This window comes from Rhodococcus rhodochrous (assembly GCF_014854695.1).
Classification (GTDB): domain Bacteria; phylum Actinomycetota; class Actinomycetes; order Mycobacteriales; family Mycobacteriaceae; genus Rhodococcus.
In genome coordinates this window covers 3,679,119-3,698,176 of sequence record NZ_CP027557.1, presented here as the reverse complement: position 1 = coordinate 3,698,176, position 19,058 = coordinate 3,679,119, and the positions used below count along the sequence as shown (strand labels likewise).

Here is a 19,058-nt window from a genome sequence, read left to right as displayed (position 1 = left end):
CCCGTTGATTCGACGGGAATCACAGGGCACATGGGTGATCTGATCGTCGTCGAGGGTCTCGACGGGGCCGGCAAGCGGACGTTGTCCGCCGGTCTCGTCGAGACCTGGCGCGAGGCCGGACGGAAGGTCGCGACGCTGGCCTTCCCGCGGTACGGGCAGTCGATCCACGCCGATCTGGGCGCGGAGGCGTTGCGCGGGCAGCACGGCGACACCGCCTCGAGCGTCGAGGCGATGGCGTTGCTGTGGGCGCTCGACCGACGCGATGCTGCCGACGAGCTGCGGAAGCTGCTCGCCGACAACGACATCGTGCTGCTCGACCGGTACGTCGCGTCCAACGCCGCGTACACCGCGGCGCGCCGGAACCAGGGCGCGACCGGCCCGGCGGTGGAGTGGATCCGCCGTCTCGAGTTCGAACGGTTCGGGCTCCCGGTGCCCGATCTGCAGGTGCTTCTCCGCGTTCCGGTCGCCCTCGCCGCGGAGCGTGCCCGTAACCGCGCCGCGACCGAGGCCGACCGCGATCGCGACGCCTACGAGCGCGATGCCGGCCTGCAACACCGCACCGGCGAGGTGTACGACGAGCTCGCGCAGCAGCAGTGGATGTCTCCGTGGGAGGTCGCAGGCCCGCAGACCTCCCCGCGACAACTCGCCGTTGACATCTCAAATCTGCTTCACGACGGTGAAGGGGTGACACGATAGAGGCTATGAAGCCGAGGATTCTGGTAGTCGACGACGACACCGCGCTGGCCGAGATGCTCACGATCGTGCTGCGCGGCGAGGGATTCGAACCGTTCGTGGTGGGGGACGGCACTCAGGCGCTGGGCGCCGTGCGCGAGATCCGGCCCGACCTCGTCCTGCTCGATCTCATGCTCCCCGGCATGAACGGCATCGACGTGTGCCGTGTGCTCCGCGCGGATTCCGGTGTGCCGATCGTGATGCTCACCGCCAAGTCCGACACCGTCGACGTCGTGCTCGGCCTCGAATCGGGCGCCGACGACTACATCGTCAAGCCGTTCAAGCCGAAGGAGCTCGTCGCACGCGTGCGGGCCCGGCTGCGTCGCACCGAGCAGGAACCGGCGGAGGTCCTGACCATCGGGGACATCACCATCGACGTCCCCGCCCACAAGGTCACCCGCGGCGACGAGGCGATCTCGCTCACGCCCCTCGAGTTCGACCTGCTCGTGGCGCTCGCGCGCAAGCCGCGCCAGGTGTTCACCCGTGAGGTCCTGCTCGAGCAGGTCTGGGGCTACCGGCACGCCGCCGACACCCGGCTCGTGAACGTCCACGTCCAGCGTCTGCGCGCGAAGGTCGAGAAGGATCCCGAGAATCCCGAGGCGGTGCTCACAGTGCGGGGGGTCGGCTACAAGGCCGGACCGCCGTGATCCGAACCTACCGGCTTCGGCGGCGTATCACGCGTAGGACGCTGCCGCTGGTGAGGTGGTCGCGGTCGATGAGCAGCCGACTCGCGCACACCTGGCGACGATCGCTGCAGCTGCGGGTCGTGACCTCGACCCTCACGCTGTCGCTGATCGTCATGTTCGTGCTCGGAGTGGTACTCACGAGCCAGATCACCGACCGACTGCTCGAAGTGAAGATCGACGCGGCGACCGAGGAGATGGATCGCTCGCGCGCACTCGTCGAGGGACAACTCGCGGGCGCCGACGACTCCGGCTCGCTCGCGGTCCGCCTCGACGGTGCCGCGGCGATCCTCACCAGCCGCGGCAGCGACGGGGGACAGGACACCGGCGTCGCCGGAACCTTCGACCCCGTCCTGATCGTCCCCGGCGACGGTCCGCGGGCCCCCACCTCGAGCGGACCCGCCGACCAGATCCCGCAGAACCTGCGCGCCTTCGTCCAGAACGGGCAGATCGCGTACCAGTTCGCGACGGTCGCCGATCCCGACGGCTACACCGGGCCGGCCCTGATCATGGGCAGCCCCACCGACTCCGACATCTCGACACTCGAGCTGTACCTCGTCTTCCCGCTCGGCGGTGAGGAACGCACCCTCGCCCTCGTCCGCGGCACACTGCTCGTCGGCGCCGTGGTCCTGCTCGTACTGCTGGCCGCGATCTCGATGATCGTCGCGCGGCAGGTCGTGCTGCCCATCCGGTCGGCCTCCCGGATCGCCGTGCGCTTCGCCGACGGACGGCTCAAGGAACGCATGCCGGTCCGCGGTGAGGACGACATGGCGCGCCTGGCGATGTCGTTCAACGAGATGGCCGAGAGCCTGTCTCGGCAGATCACCCAGCTCGAGGAGTACGGCAACCTGCAGAAACGGTTCACCTCCGATGTGAGCCACGAACTGCGCACCCCGCTCACGACCGTCCGTATGGCCGCCGACCTCATCCACGACGGCAGCGACGAGCTCGACCCCGTCCTCAAGCGGTCCTCCGAACTGCTCGTCGCCGAACTCGACCGCTTCGAGAGCCTCCTCAACGACCTGCTCGAGATCAGCCGGCACGACGCGGGCGTCGCCGAACTCGCCTCCGAACGACTCGATCTGCGGATGTGCGCGCGTGCCGCCGTCTCGACCGTGCGGCACCTCGCCCGCGAGACCGCCACCGAGCTGATCGTCGACCTGCCGGACGAGTCCGTCGAGGCCGACGTCGATCCCCGCCGCGTCGAACGCATCCTACGCAACCTGCTCGCCAACGCGATCGATCACGGCGAGGGCAAGCCCATCCTGCTGCGTTTGCGCGCCGACGACGCGGCCGCGGCCTTCGTCGTGCGCGACCAGGGCGTGGGTCTGCGACCGGGGGAGGAGAAGCTCGTCTTCAACCGGTTCTGGCGCTCCGACCCGTCGCGGGTCCGGCGCTCCGGCGGCACCGGCCTCGGTCTCGCCATCAGCGTCGAGGACGCCAACCTGCACAACGGCAAGCTCGAAGCGTGGGGCGAACCGGGACGAGGCGCCAGCTTCCGGCTGACCCTCCCGCGCGAACGCGGACGTAAGGTGGGACGCAGCCCCCTGCCTCTCGTGCCCAGCGCCGCGAAGGCCGTGCAGGGCAAGCCCCCGCCGGGTGACGACACCCCGGAGCGGCCGGCGACGGGAGAGACCCCGACCGACCCCGCGAGCACACCGTCCGAAGGAGCCAGTACATGAGCCGCTCGACTCCGCGTGCAGCGGGCGTGCTCGTCGTACTCCTGACCGTGGCCGGACTCGTGCTGTCGGGATGCGCCACGCTGCCCGATTCCTCGTCACCGCAGGCCATCGGAACCCTCGAACGCGGCCCCGCGACCACCGAGGTCGCCGCGCCCGTACCCGGTCGCGAACCCGACCTGCTCCTGCGCGACTTCCTGCAGGCGAGCACGGATCCGACCAACCGCCACCGCGCGGCCCGGCAGTTCCTCACCCCCACGATGTCCGAGTCCTGGGACGACGCGGCGAGCGCGACCATCGTCGACAAGGTCGACGTCCTCGTCGAGGAACGCGACGGCGACAGCGCCACCTACGTGGTGCGGGCGAGCACCGTCGGCTACCTCGAGGAGGGCGGCATCTACCGTCCCGCAGACGGGGAGTTCGAGGCACGCTTCTCTCTCGTCCGCGCCGACGGGGAGTGGCGCATCGACCGGTTGCCGGCCGGCGTCATCATGGACCGCCCCCGCTTCCTCAACACCTATCAACGCCGCTCGCTGTACTTCCTCGACCCGACCGGCAACGCCGTCGTCCCCGACCCGCGCTGGATCACGGGCACACCCGAACAGACGGCCTCGCAGCTGATCGGATTGCTCGTCGAAGGGCCGAAGGAGGTCCTCGCGCCCGCGGTCAAGAACCTCCTCGAGGACGTCACCGTCATCGGCTCGGTGACGAAGGCGGACGGCCGCACGACCGACGTCGGCGTCGGACTCGGCGGCATCCGCATCGACTTCCAGGGGGTCGGCTCGATGGGCCGGCAGGATCGCGAACTGCTCGCCGCGCAGGTGATCTGGACCCTCGCCAACGCCGACATCAGCGGTCCGTACCACCTCCTCGCCGACGGCCAACCCCTCGACGAACGGTTCCCGAACGGCTGGACCACCGCCGACGTGGCGTCCATGAACCCCCTCGCTGCGTCGAGCGTGACGGTGGGTCTGCACGCGCTGCTCGACGGGACGCTGGTGAGCGTCGCCGAGACCGGCGTGACACCGGTCCGCAGCTTCTTCGGCATGTCCGACGACCTGCAGTCCGTCGCCCTGTCGCTGGACGGGGAACTCGTCGCCGCGGTCGAGAACACGGGTAAACCGGCACCGGAGCCGGCCGTGCAACTGATGGTCGGTGCGTACAGCGAAGGCGCCGCCGAACCCGCGGTCGACGGCGAGTCGATCACCCGGCCGTCCTGGTCGCCGAACAACAACTCGGTGTGGGCCGTCGTCAACGGCACCGCGGTGGTGCGCGCGGTGCGCGAACCCGGCACCGGGCGGGTCACCGTGGTCGGCGTCGAAGCGGGTGCGATCCGCGCCCTCGGGGGCCGCATCACCGAGTTACGTTTGTCGCGCGACGGTGTCCGCGCCGCCCTGATCATCGACGGACGGGTCTTCGTCGCAACGATCGTACCGACCACGACCGGCGAGTACTCGCTCACCAATCCGCGCGAGATCGGCTTCGGCCTCGGCGGTCCCGCGCTCGCCCTGGACTGGAGCACAGCCGACACCATCGTCGTCTCCCGCGCGTCGGCCGACGTGCCCGTCGTGCAGGTCGCGGTGGACGGCTCGCGCATCGACGCACTCCCGAGCCGCAATCTCACCCCTCCGGTGGTCGCCGTGGAGGCGTCCACGGCCAGCGAGTTCGTCGCCGATTCCCGGACGGTCTTCCAGCTCAACAACCGCGATCCCGCGGGCGACCGGTACTGGCGCGAGGTACCCGGACTGGCCGGCATGGCGGCCATCCCCGTCCTCCCGGGCTGAGCGCGCCGACGGTGACGTCCCGGGCGTCGGTGTCGATGGTGACGCCCGGGCGTCGGTGCCGACGGTGACGCCCGGGCGTCGGTGCCGACGGTGACGCCCGGGCGTCGGTGACTTCGGGCACACTCCCGGTGTGCTCACCGCCCTTCTCGATCTCGTCCTGCCCGCCCGGTGCGGTGGTTGTGCCGCTCCCGGAGCGAGCTGGTGCCGGGCGTGCGCACGCGAGCTCTCCGATCATCCCGTGGCAGTCGCGCCGCGCGTCGACCCCGGGATCCCGGTGTGGAGTCTGGGCCCGTACACCGGCCCCAGGCGCCGCGCGGTGATCGTCGCGAAGGAGCGTGCCCGTCGGGATCTCGCCGAGCCGCTCGGGCTCGCGTGGGCCGTCGCGATCGCGCGGCTGCGCCGATGGAGCGAGCTGCCCGAGGGTCCCTTGATCGTGACGCCCGCCCCCACCCGGGCGCGTGCGGCGCGGGCACGCGGAGGCGATCCCGTCACGCGTGCCGCCCGGGCCGCCGCGACCCACGACCGTCGCCTCCACGTGCATCCGATCCTGAGTGTGGCGGCCGGGGTGCGTGATTCGGTGGGGCTCTCGGCAGCCGACCGGCAGCGCAACCTCGCCGGCCGTGTCGGGGTGCGCGCCGACGGTCTGCCGCGCACGATCCCGGTCCTCGTCGTCGACGATGTGCTCACCACCGGAACCACCGCGCGCGAGTCGGTGCAGGCACTCCGACGCGCCGGATTCGACCCTCTCGGAGTGCTCGTGATCGCCCACGCGTGAGCCCGCGGACGGGCCCGGAAAGTACCTCACCGAGTGACCGGAAGGCGACGCGATGTGAAATCACGCGGGAACGGTGGCACACCTCCGCGTTACGTACTACCGTCGCCATCAGACCCGGAAACAACAAGGTAGACGGGTGGAAACGCCTGTTCTTCCGATTCCGGGCGAGCGCGCTCTCGCGCTCATACATCATGCCGGCGCGCGGGCTGCGCCGGCCGTAACTCGGGAGGTACGCGTGACGACCCCTTCGAAGTCCAGAGGTTCCGTTGCAGAGGCCGATGCCGCCACGGAAGGCCCCCGTGCCGACGTTGTCGTGAAAGGACGCAACGTCGAGGTCCCCGATCACTTCCGGATCTACGTCTCCGAGAAACTCGCTCGGCTCGAACGTTTCGATCCGACGATCTTCATCTTCGACGTCGAGTTGCAACACGAACGCAACAGGCGTCAGAGGAAGAGTTGTCAGCGGGTCGAGATCACTGCCCGCGGAAAGGGACCTGTCGTACGTGCCGAGGCCAGTGCCGACAGCTTCTACGCTGCCTTCGAGTCTGTGATCAGCAAGCTCGAATCGCGCCTGCGACGGACGAAGGAGCGCCGCAAGGTCTCCTACGGTGAGAAGACGCCCGTGTCCGTGGCGGAAGCCACCGCGGCCCTCGCCCAGGACGACGAGCTCGCCATCTCGCCCGACCTGTCGCTCGGCGACAGCGAGAAGGAACCCCAGGACGGTCCCGGTCGCATCGTCCGGACGAAGGAACACAACGCTCAGCCGATGACCGTCGACGACGCCCTCTACGAGATGGAACTCGTCGGTCACGACTTCTACCTGTTCCACGACAAGGAGACGGACAAGCCGTCCGTGGTCTACCGGCGACACGCCTTCGACTACGGTCTGATCAGGCTCGTGTGACACTGCCGGGAGTGACCGAAGGCACCTCGCCATCGCGATCACTCCCGCGCAGCGCCTACCATGGAATCCGGCCGGGGTCCGACAAGGCCTCGGCCGGATTTCTTGTCCGTGCAGGTACCCGAGATTGAGGACGAACACACCAGTGCTGTCGCTGACGAAGCTGCTCCGGATCGGTGAAGGTCGCATGGTCAAGCGGCTCAAGCACATCGCCGAGCATGTCGATTCCCTCTCCCCGGACTTCGAGGCCCTGACCGACGCCGAGCTCCGGGCCAAGACGGATGAGTTCCGGAGCCGCTATCAGGACGGCGAGACGCTCGACGATCTGCTTCCGGAAGCCTTCGCGACCGCCCGGGAGGCGTCCTTCCGTGTGCTCGGCCAGAAGCACTATCTCGTCCAGATCATGGGTGGCGCGGCGCTGCATTTCGGCAACATCTCCGAGATGAAGACCGGTGAGGGCAAGACCCTCACCTGCGTGCTGCCGGCCTACCTCAACGCGATCTCCGGCGACGGCGTCCACGTCGTCACGGTCAACGACTACCTCGCCAAGCGCGACGCCGAGTGGATGGGCCGCGTGCACCGTTCCCTCGGACTCGAGACCGACGTGATCCTGTCCGGAATGACCCCGGCCCAGCGCCGCGCGGCCTACTCCGCCGACATCACCTACGGCACCAACAACGAGTTCGGCTTCGACTACCTGCGCGACAACATGACGCACTCGCTCGACGACCTCGTCCAGCGTGGCCACAACTTCGCGATCGTCGACGAGGTCGACTCGATCCTCATCGACGAGGCCCGGACCCCGCTGATCATCTCGGGTCCCGCCGACGCGTCGAGCAAGTGGTACTCCGAGTTCGCGCGCATCGCCAAGCTGCTCGAGCCGGAGCTGCACTACGAGATCGACATCCGCAAGCGGACCGTCGGTGTGCACGAGGCCGGCGTCGAGTTCGTCGAGGACCAGCTCGGCATCGACAACCTGTACGAAGCGGCCAACTCGCCGCTGGTGAGCTACCTCAACAACGCCATCAAGGCCAAGGAACTCTACGCCAAGGACAAGGACTACATCGTCCGCAACGGCGAGGTCGTCATCGTCGACGAGTTCACCGGCCGCGTCCTGTCGGGCCGCCGCTACAACGAGGGCATGCACCAGGCGATCGAGGCCAAGGAAGGCGTCGAGATCAAGGCCGAGAACCAGACGCTCGCCACGATCACGCTGCAGAACTACTTCCGCCTGTACGACAAGCTGTCGGGCATGACCGGTACGGCCGAGACCGAGGCCGCCGAGCTCCACCAGATCTACAGCCTGGGTGTCATCCCGATCCCGACCAACCGCCCGATGGTGCGCGTCGACCAGGGCGACCTGATCTACAAGACCGAGGAAGCGAAGTTCGCGGCCGTCGTCGACGACGTCGTCGAGCGTCACGAGAAGGGCCAGCCGGTCCTCATCGGTACGACGAGCGTCGAGCGATCGGAATACTTGTCCCGGCAGTTCACCAAGCGCGGTGTTCCGCACAGCGTGCTCAACGCGAAGTTCCACGAGCAGGAAGCGCAGATCATCGCGCAGGCCGGCCGGTCCGGCGCGGTGACGGTTGCGACGAACATGGCCGGTCGCGGTACCGACGTCGTGCTCGGCGGCAACCCCGACATCCTCGCCGACATCGAGCTGCGTAAGCGCGGCCTCGACCCGGTCAACACGCCGGAGGAGTACGAGGCGGCCTGGGACGAGATCCTCGAGCGGATCAAGGCCGAGTCGAAGGCCGATGCCGAGAAGGTGCGGGCCGCCGGTGGCCTGTACGTGCTCGGCACCGAACGGCACGAGTCGCGTCGTATCGACAACCAGCTCCGTGGTCGTTCCGGTCGTCAGGGCGACCCGGGCGAGTCGCGGTTCTACCTCTCGCTCGGCGACGAGTTGATGCGCCGCTTCAACGGTGCGGCGCTCGAGTCGATCATGACGCGGCTGAACCTGCCCGACGACGTGCCGATCGAGGCGAAGATGGTCTCCAAGGCCATCAAGAGCGCGCAGACGCAGGTCGAGCAGCAGAACTTCGAGATCCGCAAGAACGTCCTCAAGTACGACGAGGTGATGAACCAGCAGCGCACCGTCATCTACGAGGAGCGCCGCCGGATCCTGCGCGGCGAGGACCTCGAGGGTCAGGTGCAGCACATGCTCACCGACGTGATCACCGCCTACGTCGACGGTGCGACTGCCGAGGGCTACGTCGAGGACTGGGATCTCGAGCAGCTGTGGACGGCGCTCAAGACCCTCTACCCGGTGGGTGTCGACCACAAGACGCTCGTCGCCGAGAACGAGGACCTCGACCGCAACGGTCTGCTCGAGGTCCTTCTCGAGGACGCCCGCGCCGCCTACACACGTCGCGAGGCCGAACTCGAGGCCATCGCCGGCGAGAATGCGATGCGCGAACTCGAGCGTCGCGTGCTGTTGTCGGTCCTCGACCGCAAGTGGCGCGAGCACCTCTACGAGATGGACTACCTCAAGGAGGGCATCGGCCTGCGCGCCATGGCGCAGCGCGATCCGCTCGTCGAGTACCAGCGCGAGGGCTTCGACATGTTCACCGCAATGCTCGAGGGCCTGAAGGAGGAATCGGTCGGATTCCTGTTCAACCTCCAGGTCGAGGCCGCGCAACAGCAGCAGTCCGCGGGTGTGGCGGTCACGCCGGCCTCTGCGGCGGCCGCCGCGCAGGCGGCCCCGAGCCTCGCCAAGGCTGCTCCCGCCCGACCGGCACAGCCGGCCCCGACGGCACAACAGGCACAACCGGCGCAGGCGGAGCCCGCACCGGCCGCGCTGCGGGCCAAGGGTCTCGACGAGACCGAGCGGCGCCTGACCTACACCGGTCCCGACGAGGACGGCCGCGCCCACGTCGCGCGTACGACCGCCGGTTCCGACGCGGGCTCCGCGCCTCGGCAGGCGGGCACCCGCAAGGAGCGTCGTGCCGCGGCCCGGCGCGACGCGAAGACCAACCGGCGGCGCTGAACGCGCTGAGTCGAAGACTCACATGCGGTGCTGAGTCGAAGACTCACATGCGGTGCTGAGTCGAAGACTCACGACCACCCCACGACCCTGTGGCTCACCCGAGCCACAGGGTCGTGATCGTCCAGCGGTGCGGAGCACGAGGACGGGGACGCTTGCGCACCATCCGGCCGGCGAAGGCGAACACCCGGTCCCCGCGGCCGTAGCTGCCGAACAGTTCCACGGTGTCGGTGTCGACGGGACGCACCCGCGTCCGCAACAGCACCGCGGTGCTGCGTCCGGCACGCGGAGGCCGGGCCGCGGTGATCGTCGCGACGAGACGTGGGTCGAGGACCGTGGTGGACTGGACCGCGGGACGGCGGCCGTCGACGACCTCGAGGACCAGGCGCACCGCCGTCTCCGCGACCCGCACGACACCCGGATCGAGCACGATCGCAGGCCGGTCACCCGGTCCGGTGGCCGGACCTTCGGTGCCCCGGCCGTCGACAGGACGTCCCGTTCCGTCGCGGCGGAGCGGGGCGCGTCCCGAGCGTCCGTCGTGCGGCGTGGGCCGCCGGGCGACGTGGCTGCGGGGACGGTGGCAGGTCACCTCGACAGGAGGTTCGAGGTGGGTGAGGCGGCGCACGTAGCGCCCGGTGTGATGCGGCATGGACTCTCCCGGAGGGCATGAGAACGGATCGTCACGGTGACACCGTGACGGCGGATGATTCGGGAGAGGACGAACCGCGCACATGATGCCATATCGCCGGGCGACGGTCCCGGTTCGACGCGCGCGGGATGCGCTGCGCGAGCAGGACGTCCGGGACCTACGGTGGTGTCGTGATGCGAGGACTCGTACTCGATGTCGGTGGCGTCCTGGTCGGACCGGGAAGCGACCCCGACACCTTCGGCGCGGCCGTGACGGTCCTGCGCGCGCGTGGGGTGCGGACCGCCCTGCTGAGCAACGATCCCGGTGGGCCCGGCGCGCAGTGGCTGCGCGATCTCGAGGGCCCGTTCGTCGACCGCGTGGTGCTCTCGGGTGACACACGTGTCGCCAAACCCGACCCCGAGAGCTACCTGCTGGTCGCCCGGCTGCTGGACCTCGAACCCGGCGAGTGCGTCTTCGTCGACGATTCGGTCGGCAACGTGCGAGGCGCCGCCGCTGCGGGGATGGTCGGCGTACACCATGATGGTTCACACGACGCGCCGGGCGAACTGGCCGTACTCTTCGATTTCGATCCCGAGGAGATCGGGATCGGAGCCGTGGACGGCACCGAGTCGTGGTGGCGGCGCTCGGGAGGTTCGGGGCAGGAGGGGGAACGGGGTCGATGACGAGCCGGATGACGGCGCAGGACGCGTCGTACTACTACCTGGAGACGAGCAACACGCCGATGCACGTCGGGTCGCTCGCGATCCTCGAACCCCCCGAGGGCGGTCTCGACTACGAGAGCGTGCTGCGGTTGGTCGAGCAGCGACTGCCCGAGGTGCCCCGTTACCGGAAGAAGGTGCGGGAGGTCGCATTCGGGCTCTCGCGACCCGTCTGGGTCGACGACCGCGACTTCGACATCACCTACCACGTGCGACGCTCCGCGCTGCCGAAACCGGGCTCCGACGAACAGCTGCACGACCTCGTCGCGCGTCTGGTCTCGCGACCGCTCGACCGCACGCGACCGCTCTGGGAGATGTATCTCGTCGAGGGGCTCGCGAACGATCGGGTGGCGCTGTTCACGAAGTCGCATTCGGCGCTCGTCGACGGCGAGGAAGCCCTCGACATCGTCCAGGTGCTCTTCGACAAGGAGCCGGTGCCGCGTGAGGTCCCCGAGGAATTGTGGATGCCCGAACGCGAACCGTCGGAGTCCGCTCTACTCGTCGGAGCGCTCGCCGAACTCGTCGCGCGCCCGGGGGAGGGGATCGCCGCCGTGCGATCGGCCGTGGGCGATCTCACGGCGACGCTCACCGAGACCGTCGACGCAGTGGGCCGGATCGCACGTACGGCTGCGCAGTCGGCGCCCGAGACGCCGCTGAACACGCAGATCTCGAGGAGCCGCCGGTTCTCCGTGGTGCACTCCGATCTGGAGCCCTACCGCAAGATCCACTCCCGCTACGGCTGCACGATCAACGACGTGGTGCTCGCGGTCCTCGCCGGCGCGCTGCGGTACTGGCTGCTCTCCCGCGGGGAGCCGGTCACCGAGGCGACGGTGGTGCGGGCGATGGTTCCGATGTCGGTGTACACCCAGGATCCGGACGACTGCGGCGACAACGACACGATCCAGGTGCACCCGCAGGGCGAGGTGTCGTCCTTCCTGCTGGATCTGCCGGTAGGGGAGCCGAACGCGGTGGTCCGTCTGTCGCACATCGCGCACGCCGGCGAGGCCTATTCGCGGCAACGGCGACGCGTGGCGGCGCAGACGATGGTCCGCTTGTCGGGCTTCGCCCCGGCGACGATGCACGCGGTGGGAGCCCGGGTCGCGATGGGTTTCTCGCAGCGGATGTTCAACCTCATGATCACCAACGCGCCGGGGCCGCAGCACCCGCTCTACCTCACCGGAGCTCGGCTGCTCGAGATCTTCCCAGTCTCGCCGCTGCTGAAGAATCAGGCCCTGAGCATCGCGTTGACGTCCTACGACGGCAAGATCTACTACGGTTTGAATGCGGATCGTGATGCGATGCCCGATGTGGACGTGGCAGCGACGCTGATCCAGGAATCTCTCGAGGAGTTGACGGATGCCGGCAGGTGAGAAGTGACGCGTGTCTATGTACCGGCAACGCTCGCGATGTTGCAGGGCCTCGTCGCCGACAGTGAGGTCGACGCGGTGGGCCGGACGGCCTTCGCGGTGACCCCCGCTCTGCGCGAGGCCTACACGGCGGGCGACGACGAGGAGCTCGCCGAGGTCGCGATGGCCGAGGCGGCACGCGCGTCGCTGCGGTTGCTCGGATCGGAGGAGCCGAACGATCACCCGTCCTTCGTGTCCCGTCGGGTGGTGATCGCCGCCGACGTCGACGAGGTGAAGCCGCGACCGGATCTCGACGATGCGGTCGTCAAGCTCACCGGGCCGATCACGATGCGTGCGGTCGCGTCGGTGCACATCGACCTGCAGGAGGCGGAGGCCGACGTCGCGCGGGCACGCGAGATCGTCGATGCCGCAGAACTGGGCGACGAGGAGGCCGAGTTCGTCCTCGGCGACGCGGAGGACCACGAACTGGCGTGGTACGCGGCCCAGGAACTGCCCTTCCTGCTCGAACTGCTCTGACCTCGCATATCGCCACGCCATCGGTGTGACGACCGTCTCTCGCGCAACCTACGCTTCCGTAACCTCTGATAACCTACGGAGCCGTAACCGGAGTGAGGAGAAACGGTCGGATGGGCCTGAAGGAATGGATCGAGAAGCCTGCGGCACACGTCGCGCCAGGAGAGAAGTCGCTCTCCAACGTCCTGCGTGGCGCGGTGGCCCGGCTGACCACCCCTCTGCTCCCCGACGACTACCTGCACCTGGTCAACCCGCTGTGGTCCGCCCGTGAACTGCGCGGGCGAATCGTGTCGGTGCGCCAGGAGACCCCCGATTCCGCGACGATCGTCATCCGTCCCGGCTGGGGTTTCGATTTCGGATACGCACCCGGCCAGTACATCGGCATCGGTCTGCACATCGACGGTCGCTGGCACTGGCGCTCCTACTCACTGACCTCCTCGCCCACCTGGGACGACAAGGTCATCTCCATCGCCGTGAAGGCGATGCCCGAGGGCTTCCTGTCCAGCCACCTCGTCGGCGGTGTCCCCGAGGGCACCGTCGTGCGCCTCGCCGCCCCGAAGGGCGATTTCGTCCTGCCCGACCCGCCGCCGGCGAAGATCCTCTTCCTCACGGCCGGCAGTGGCATCACGCCGATCATGTCGATGCTGCGGACGCTCGACCGGCGTGCGGTCGAGCGCGAACTCGACCTGCCCGACGTCGTGCACATCCACTCCGCGCCGACGGCCGAGAACGTGATGTTCCGGTCCGAGCTCGAGCGTTTCGACGCCACCCACGATCGGTTCCGCGTGCACGTGCGTCACACCCGTGAGAAGGGCAAGTTCGCGCTCTCGGAGCTGGACGAGGTGTGCCCCGACTGGCGCGAGCGTCAGACCTGGGCGTGCGGTCCCCAGCAGATGCTCGACGACATCACCGCGCACTGGGCCGCGGAGGACATCGAGGATCAGGTCCACCTCGAGCGCTTCGCCGTCAGCCGTGCCGACACCTCGGGCTCGGGCGGAACGATCACGTTCGCGAAGTCCGGCAAAACCGTCACCGTGGACGGCGCCACGACGATTCTCGAGGCCGGTGAGAGCGTCGGTGCGCTGATGCCCTTCGGTTGTCGGATGGGAATCTGTCAGACTTGTGTTGTGCCGCTCGAGAAGGGGCACGTCGTCGATCTGCGATCCGGCAAGGAGCACGCAGAGGGCGAACGCGTCCAGACCTGCATCTCCGCCGCTGCCGGCGACTGCACACTGGACGTGTAGACACCGACAGCAAACCTCCGAAGGATCCCGCTTGGCCATCACCGACATCCGCGCGTTCTCTCATCTGACCGAAGACGACATTGTTGCTCTCGCAAACGAATTCGACGCGATTCGACGGGATGTGGAGAATTCGCGCGGCCCGCGGGACGCCCGCTACATCCATTCCGTCATCCGTGCGCAGCGTGTGCTGGAGGTGGTCGGACGCTGCGCGCTGTTCGGTTCGCGTCGACGGTCGCGCTGGATCATCGGTACCGCGGCGCTGTCGCTCGCGAAGATCATCGAGAACATGGAACTCGGGCACAACGTGATGCACGGGCAGTGGGACTGGATGAACGACCCCGAGATCCACTCGACCTCGTGGGAATGGGATCAGACCGGTCCGTCCGAGCACTGGAAGCGCGCCCACAACTACGCGCACCACACCTACACGAACATCGTGGGCATGGACGAAGACGTGGGATTCGGCATCCTGCGGATGACGCGCGACGAGAAGTGGCGTCCGCGCAATCTCGCGCAGCCGATCGCGAACATCGTCCTCGCGCTGACCTTCGAGTGGGGGATCGCGCTGCACGACCTCTCGGCGAAGAAGGAACTCGAGGGCGTCCCGCCCGCGCAGTGGAATTCGGGGCCCAACAAGGAATTCGCGGCGAAGGCCGGCCGGCAGGTCGTCAAGGACCTGGTGTTCTTCCCGGCGCTCACCGGCCCGGCCTGGCGCAGCACGTTGTCGGCGAACCTCACCGCGAACGTGATCCGCAATATCTGGGCGTATCTCGTGATCTTCTGCGGCCACTTCCCCGACGGCGCAGAGAAGTTCACGACCGAGCACTACGAGAACGAGACGCGCGGGGAGTGGTATCTGCGCCAGTTGCTCGGCAGCGCAAACATTTCCGGTGGGCGTGCGATGGATTTCCTCACCGGGAATCTCAGTTACCAGATCGAGCATCACCTGTTCCCGGACCTGCCGAGCAACCGCTACCCGGAGGTCGCCGCCCGTGTGCGGGCGCTGTGCGGCAAGTACGACCTGCCGTACACGACCGGCTCGCTCGCCCGGCAGTACTGGCTCGCCCTGCGCACGATCCACAAGCTCGCCTTGCCCGACCGGTTCCTCAAGGCGACGGCCGATGACGCTCCCGAGACCTCCTCCGAGCGCAAGTTCGACAGGTGGCGCCCGGACGCGCCCGCGGTGGTCACCGAGACGTCCACCGGACGTCGCCGGGGTCTCCTCACGGCGCTGCGGGTCCACGCGGAGCATGCGGTAGCAGAGCGTCGTCGTCGCCGTGGTGAATCGGGTCACCGGCGACCTTCCGTCACTGTGTGATTCGCGCCACAGCTCCGAATCCGGCTAACCTACGGGCCCGTAACCTACGGTAGAGTAGCCCGCATGGCGATATCGGATGTCAAGGAGTACGCGCACCTGACGGAGGCGGACGTCGAGGCCATCGGCCGCGAACTCGACGCCATCCGGCGCGATATCGAGGAGTCCCGCGGTGAGCGCGACGCTCGATACGTCCGCAACACGATCCGGCTGCAGCGCGGCCTCGAGATCGGCGGGCGCCTCGTGCTGCTCGGCTCGAACAAGCGTCCGCTGTGGCTGCTGGGCACGGGCATGCTCTCCCTGTCGAAGATCATCGAGAACATGGAGCTCGGGCACAACGTGATGCACGGGCAGTGGGACTGGATGAACGACCCCGAGGTGCACTCGGCCAACTGGGAGTGGGACAATGTCGACCCGTCGGCGCACTGGAAGATCACCCACAACTACCTGCACCACAAGTACACCAACATCCTCGGTATGGACGACGATGTGGGATACGGACTGCTGCGCGTCACCCGCGACCAGCGATGGAAGCCGTTCTACCTCGGCAACGTCGCGTACAACGCCATCCTCGCAGCGCTGTTCCAGTACGGCATCGCCATCCAGCTGCTCGAGCTCGGCAAGGTCATCCAGGGACGCGACGACCGCGAGCTCACCAAGGCACGCGGCAAGGAGGTGCTCGCCAAGCTCGGCAAGCAGCACCTCAAGGACTACGTGATCTATCCGGCGCTCACCGGCAAGTCGTGGAAGTCCACGATGAAGGCCAACGCCACGGCCAACTTCGTGCGCAACATCTGGACCAACGCGGTGATCTTCTGCGGTCACTTCCCGGACGGTGCGGAGAAGTTCACGAAGCAGGACATCGAGACCGAGACGCGTGCCCAGTGGTACCTGCGTCAGATGCTCGGCTCCGCGAACATCTCCGGCGGCAAGGTCATGGACTTCATGACCGGCAACCTGAGCTACCAGATCGAGCACCACATCTACCCCGACCTGCCGTCCAACCGGTACGCGGAGATCGCGGTGCGGGTGCGTGAGCTGTGCGAGAAGTACGACCTGCCGTACACCACCGGCCCGCTCGCGGTGCAGTACTGGAAGTCGTGGCGCACCATCGCGAAGCTGTCGCTGCCCGACAAGTACCTCAAGGACGACCGCGACGCCGCCCCGGAGACCGCCTCCGAGCGGGGCTTCGGCGGAGCGCCGGAGATCGATCCGGCCACCGGCCGCCGTGTGGGTCTGGCCACCACCATCGAGAAGACCCGCAAGCGCGGATTCATCCGCCGCGCGCTCGGCATGCGCTGACGGTCACGAGAACGAGCACGAACCCCGGCACCCACAGGTGCCGGGGTTCGTGCGTTCAACCGGGGTTCGTCGGTTCACCAAGGGTCGTTGGACGCGAGCGCCGTGAGCAGTTCGCGCACGGCCATCGCCCGGTTGTGCGACTTGCCCTCCAACGAGTCGAAGGCGCATTCGGGATCGGCGGGCGGGCCGAGATGCGTGCACCCGCGCGGGCAGTCCTCGACCGCTTCGGCCAGGTCCCCGAACGCCGCGACGACGTCGTCGGGCCCGATGTGCGCGAGCCCGAACGACCGGATGCCCGGGGTGTCGACCACCCACCCGCCCTCGGGCAGGTGCAGGGCCACCGACTGGGTGGAGGTGTGCCGTCCCTTGCCCACCCCGGAGACCTCACCGGTGGCGCGGTCGGCGTCGGGGACGAGCCTGTTCACCAGTGTCGACTTGCCGACCCCCGAGTGCCCGATCAGGGCGGTCACGCGACCGTCGATCCGCTCGTGCAGGGCGGTGAGATCGTCGTCCTGACCGACGAGCAGCACCGGGATGTCGAGATCCGTGAAGTGCGCGGCGAACTCGTCGGGATCGGCGAGGTCGCTCTTGGTCAGTCCCAGCAGGGGAGCGAGACCGCCGGCGTAGGCCGCGACGAGTGCGCGTTCGACGAGTCCGGTCCGCGGTGGGGGATCGGCGAGCGCGACCACGATGAGCAGCTGTTCGGCATTGGCGACGACGATGCGCTCGAACGGATCGGTGTCGTCGGCCGTGCGCCGCAGGACGGTGCTGCGGTCCTCGACCCGCACGATGCGCGCGAGCGTGTCGGGGCGACCGGAGAGATCGCCGACGACACCCACCTGATCGCCCACCACGATCGGGGTCCGGCCGAGCTCGCGTGCCCGCATCGTCGTCACGATCCGATCGGGATCACCGCCGAGCGCGACACCCCACCGACCTCGGTCGACGGAGACGACCATGCCCTCCTCGGCATCGAGATGGGCCGGGCGGTCCTTCGTGCGCGGCCGCGAGCCGCGTCCGGGGCGAACCCGGACGTCGGACTCGTCGTACTCCCGCCGCCTCAGGAGTCGCTCCCCGTCAGTAGCGACTCCCACAGACCCTCGAAGTCGGGGAGCGTCTTGGCGGTGGTGCCGATGTCCTCGACCTCGATCCCGTCGACGACGAGCCCGAGGATCGCCCCGGCCGTGGCCATCCGGTGGTCGGCGTAGGAGTGCCAGGTGCCGCCGTGCAGCGGAGCCGGCTCGATGTGCAGCCCGTCCTCGGTCTCGGTGATCGAACCGCCGAGACGACCGATCTCGGTGGCGAGTGCCGCCAGCCGGTCGGTCTCGTGACCGCGCAGGTGCGCGATACCGCGCAGGTCGGAGGGCGAGGCGGCGACCGCAGCGAGGGCCGCGACGGTCGGCGCCAGCTCGCCGACGTCGTGCAGGTCCACGTCGAGACCCCGCAGCTCGCCCGGGCCGCGCACGGTCAGCGTCCCGTCGGCCCACGTCACCTCGGCGCCCATCTGCTCGAGGATGCCGCGGATCGCATCGCCGGCCTGGGTGGTCGACTCCGGCCACAGGGGCACCGAGACGACACCACCGGTGACCGCCGCGGCCGCGAGGAAGGGGGTTGCGTTCGACAGGTCGGGCTCGACGGTGACGTCGACGGCCTTGATGGTCGTGGGGGGCACCCGCCAGGTGTCGGCCTCGGAGGTGTCGACGGGGACCCCGGCCGTGCGGAGCATCTCGACCGTCATCTCGATGTGCGGCATCGAGGGCACCGGTTCGCCGGCGTGGTGGACCACCACGCCCTCGTCGAAGGCGGCACCGGACAGCAGCAGACCCGAGACGAACTGCGAGGACGCGGACGCGTCGATGGTGACGGAACCACCGCGCACCGCACCGCGGCCGTGCACGGTGAAGGGGAGCCGGTCGCCGTCGATGTCGGCGCCGAGGGCGCGCAGGGCGTCGAGCACGGTGCTCATCGGGCGGACGCGGGCCTGTTCGTCGCCGTCGAACCGCACGTCGCCGTCGGCCAGTGCGGCCAGCGGCGGAACGAACCGCATGACGGTGCCGGCCAGTCCACAGGCGACCTCACCTCCGCGCAGGGCACCGGGGGTCACGTCGAGGGTGGTGCCGCCGTCGCGCTCGGTGACGGTCGTGCCGAGCGTGCGCAGGGCCCCGATCATCAGATCGGTGTCGCGGCTGCGCAGCGCGCCGGTCAGGGTGGACGGCCCGTCGGCGAGTGCGGCCAGGATCAGGGCACGGTTGGTGATCGACTTCGATCCCGGCAGCGTCACCGACGCTCGAACCGGGGACACGGCGCGGGGTGCTCTCCACAGACTCACCCGACCATCTTCGCCCATCCGGACCGGTGCGGGCACCCTCGCCTACCCGGTGCGCGCCGGTGTCGGTTCCGTCACCCGGCGATGCCACACTCGACGGC

Annotated in this window: 16 protein-coding genes; 13 read left to right on the top strand and 3 right to left on the bottom strand. The window is 68.7% G+C overall.

What is annotated here, in order from left to right:
• Positions 1-30 precede the first annotated feature (30 nt).
• The 7 genes from C6Y44_RS17195 (at position 31) to secA (ending at position 9,546) form a co-directional block, all read left to right on the top strand.
• Complete coding sequence (locus C6Y44_RS17195) at positions 31-696, top strand: dTMP kinase (protein ID WP_006550215.1); 666 nt, start codon at positions 31-33, stop codon at positions 694-696.
• A 5-nt stretch (positions 697-701) separates the two neighbouring features.
• Positions 702-1,379 carry an MtrAB system response regulator MtrA gene (mtrA, locus tag C6Y44_RS17190; RefSeq protein ID WP_006550216.1) on the top strand — a complete coding sequence of 226 codons (678 nt, stop codon included), beginning with the start codon at positions 702-704 and terminating at the stop codon, positions 1,377-1,379.
• A 68-nt stretch (positions 1,380-1,447) separates the two neighbouring features.
• Entirely contained in the window at positions 1,448-3,097 is a 1,650-nt protein-coding gene (mtrB, locus tag C6Y44_RS17185; protein WP_225623585.1) for an MtrAB system histidine kinase MtrB, read from the top strand.
• The gene (gene lpqB, locus C6Y44_RS17180) at positions 3,094-4,878 is read left to right on the top strand and encodes an MtrAB system accessory lipoprotein LpqB (RefSeq protein WP_159417884.1); all 1,785 of its coding nucleotides are present in this window, start codon (positions 3,094-3,096) and stop codon (positions 4,876-4,878) included. The genes mtrB and lpqB overlap by 4 nt, the downstream gene beginning before the upstream one ends.
• Positions 4,879-5,008: 130 nt before the next feature.
• Complete coding sequence (locus C6Y44_RS17175) at positions 5,009-5,653, top strand: ComF family protein (RefSeq protein WP_159417885.1); 645 nt, start codon at positions 5,009-5,011, stop codon at positions 5,651-5,653.
• Positions 5,654-5,888: 235 nt separating this feature from the next.
• Positions 5,889-6,557 (top strand): ribosome hibernation-promoting factor, HPF/YfiA family, encoded by a 669-nt coding sequence (gene hpf, locus C6Y44_RS17170; RefSeq protein ID WP_060651341.1) that lies wholly within the window; start codon positions 5,889-5,891, stop codon positions 6,555-6,557.
• Between the two features lie 184 nt (positions 6,558-6,741).
• Positions 6,742-9,546, top strand: a complete 2,805-nt coding sequence (secA, locus tag C6Y44_RS17165; protein WP_230789046.1) for a preprotein translocase subunit SecA — start codon at positions 6,742-6,744, stop codon at positions 9,544-9,546.
• A gap of 94 nt (positions 9,547-9,640) precedes the next feature.
• On the opposite strand, the gene C6Y44_RS17160 is transcribed toward secA, so the two are convergent.
• Positions 9,641-10,192, bottom strand: coding sequence for an Rv3235 family protein (locus C6Y44_RS17160; RefSeq protein ID WP_192378495.1), 552 nt, complete (start codon positions 10,190-10,192; stop codon positions 9,641-9,643).
• A gap of 173 nt (positions 10,193-10,365) precedes the next feature.
• Here C6Y44_RS17160 and C6Y44_RS17155 point away from each other — a divergent pair, with 173 nt between their 5' ends.
• The 6 genes from C6Y44_RS17155 to C6Y44_RS17130 all read left to right on the top strand — a co-directional run bounded on the left by C6Y44_RS17155 (position 10,366) and on the right by C6Y44_RS17130 (position 16,631).
• Positions 10,366-10,854, top strand: a complete 489-nt coding sequence (locus C6Y44_RS17155) for an HAD-IA family hydrolase (protein ID WP_159419175.1) — start codon at positions 10,366-10,368, stop codon at positions 10,852-10,854.
• Positions 10,851-12,260, top strand: a complete 1,410-nt coding sequence (locus tag C6Y44_RS17150; RefSeq protein ID WP_120279853.1) for a WS/DGAT/MGAT family O-acyltransferase — start codon at positions 10,851-10,853, stop codon at positions 12,258-12,260. Before C6Y44_RS17155 ends, C6Y44_RS17150 begins: the two co-directional genes overlap by 4 nt.
• A 3-nt stretch (positions 12,261-12,263) precedes the next feature.
• Positions 12,264-12,773, top strand: coding sequence for a DUF6912 family protein (locus tag C6Y44_RS17145; RefSeq protein ID WP_159417889.1), 510 nt, complete (start codon positions 12,264-12,266; stop codon positions 12,771-12,773).
• Positions 12,774-12,883: 110 nt separating this feature from the next.
• Entirely contained in the window at positions 12,884-14,014 is a 1,131-nt protein-coding gene (locus C6Y44_RS17140; RefSeq protein WP_120279851.1) for a ferredoxin reductase, read from the top strand.
• A 31-nt stretch (positions 14,015-14,045) separates the two neighbouring features.
• Complete coding sequence (locus C6Y44_RS17135; protein ID WP_120279850.1) at positions 14,046-15,332, top strand: fatty acid desaturase family protein; 1,287 nt, start codon at positions 14,046-14,048, stop codon at positions 15,330-15,332.
• A 63-nt stretch (positions 15,333-15,395) separates the two neighbouring features.
• The gene (locus C6Y44_RS17130) at positions 15,396-16,631 is read left to right on the top strand and encodes a fatty acid desaturase family protein (protein WP_059382247.1); all 1,236 of its coding nucleotides are present in this window, start codon (positions 15,396-15,398) and stop codon (positions 16,629-16,631) included.
• A 74-nt stretch (positions 16,632-16,705) separates the two neighbouring features.
• Here the strand turns inward: C6Y44_RS17130 and rsgA are convergent, their stop codons facing one another.
• Both rsgA and aroA read right to left on the bottom strand, forming a co-directional pair.
• Complete coding sequence (gene rsgA / locus C6Y44_RS17125; protein ID WP_120279849.1) at positions 16,706-17,725, bottom strand: ribosome small subunit-dependent GTPase A; 1,020 nt, start codon at positions 17,723-17,725, stop codon at positions 16,706-16,708.
• Positions 17,692-18,978, bottom strand: coding sequence for a 3-phosphoshikimate 1-carboxyvinyltransferase (gene aroA, locus C6Y44_RS17120; protein ID WP_174247124.1), 1,287 nt, complete (start codon positions 18,976-18,978; stop codon positions 17,692-17,694). The genes rsgA and aroA overlap by 34 nt, the downstream gene beginning before the upstream one ends.
• Positions 18,979-19,058: the final 80 nt, after the last annotated feature.

Coding starts and splice junctions, on each gene's coding strand:
- C6Y44_RS17195 (WP_006550215.1), top strand. CDS start 31: ATGGGTGATCTGATCGTCGTCGAGGGTCTCGACGGGGCCGGCAAGCGG.
- mtrA (WP_006550216.1), top strand. CDS start 702: ATGAAGCCGAGGATTCTGGTAGTCGACGACGACACCGCGCTGGCCGAG.
- mtrB (WP_225623585.1), top strand. CDS start 1,448: ATGAGCAGCCGACTCGCGCACACCTGGCGACGATCGCTGCAGCTGCGG.
- lpqB (WP_159417884.1), top strand. CDS start 3,094: ATGAGCCGCTCGACTCCGCGTGCAGCGGGCGTGCTCGTCGTACTCCTG.
- secA (WP_230789046.1), top strand. CDS start 6,742: ATGGTCAAGCGGCTCAAGCACATCGCCGAGCATGTCGATTCCCTCTCC.
- C6Y44_RS17160 (WP_192378495.1), bottom strand. CDS start 10,192: ATGCCGCATCACACCGGGCGCTACGTGCGCCGCCTCACCCACCTCGAA.
- C6Y44_RS17155 (WP_159419175.1), top strand. CDS start 10,366: ATGCGAGGACTCGTACTCGATGTCGGTGGCGTCCTGGTCGGACCGGGA.
- C6Y44_RS17150 (WP_120279853.1), top strand. CDS start 10,851: ATGACGAGCCGGATGACGGCGCAGGACGCGTCGTACTACTACCTGGAG.
- C6Y44_RS17140 (WP_120279851.1), top strand. CDS start 12,884: ATGGGCCTGAAGGAATGGATCGAGAAGCCTGCGGCACACGTCGCGCCA.
- C6Y44_RS17130 (WP_059382247.1), top strand. CDS start 15,396: ATGGCGATATCGGATGTCAAGGAGTACGCGCACCTGACGGAGGCGGAC.
- aroA (WP_174247124.1), bottom strand. CDS start 18,978: ATGGGCGAAGATGGTCGGGTGAGTCTGTGGAGAGCACCCCGCGCCGTG.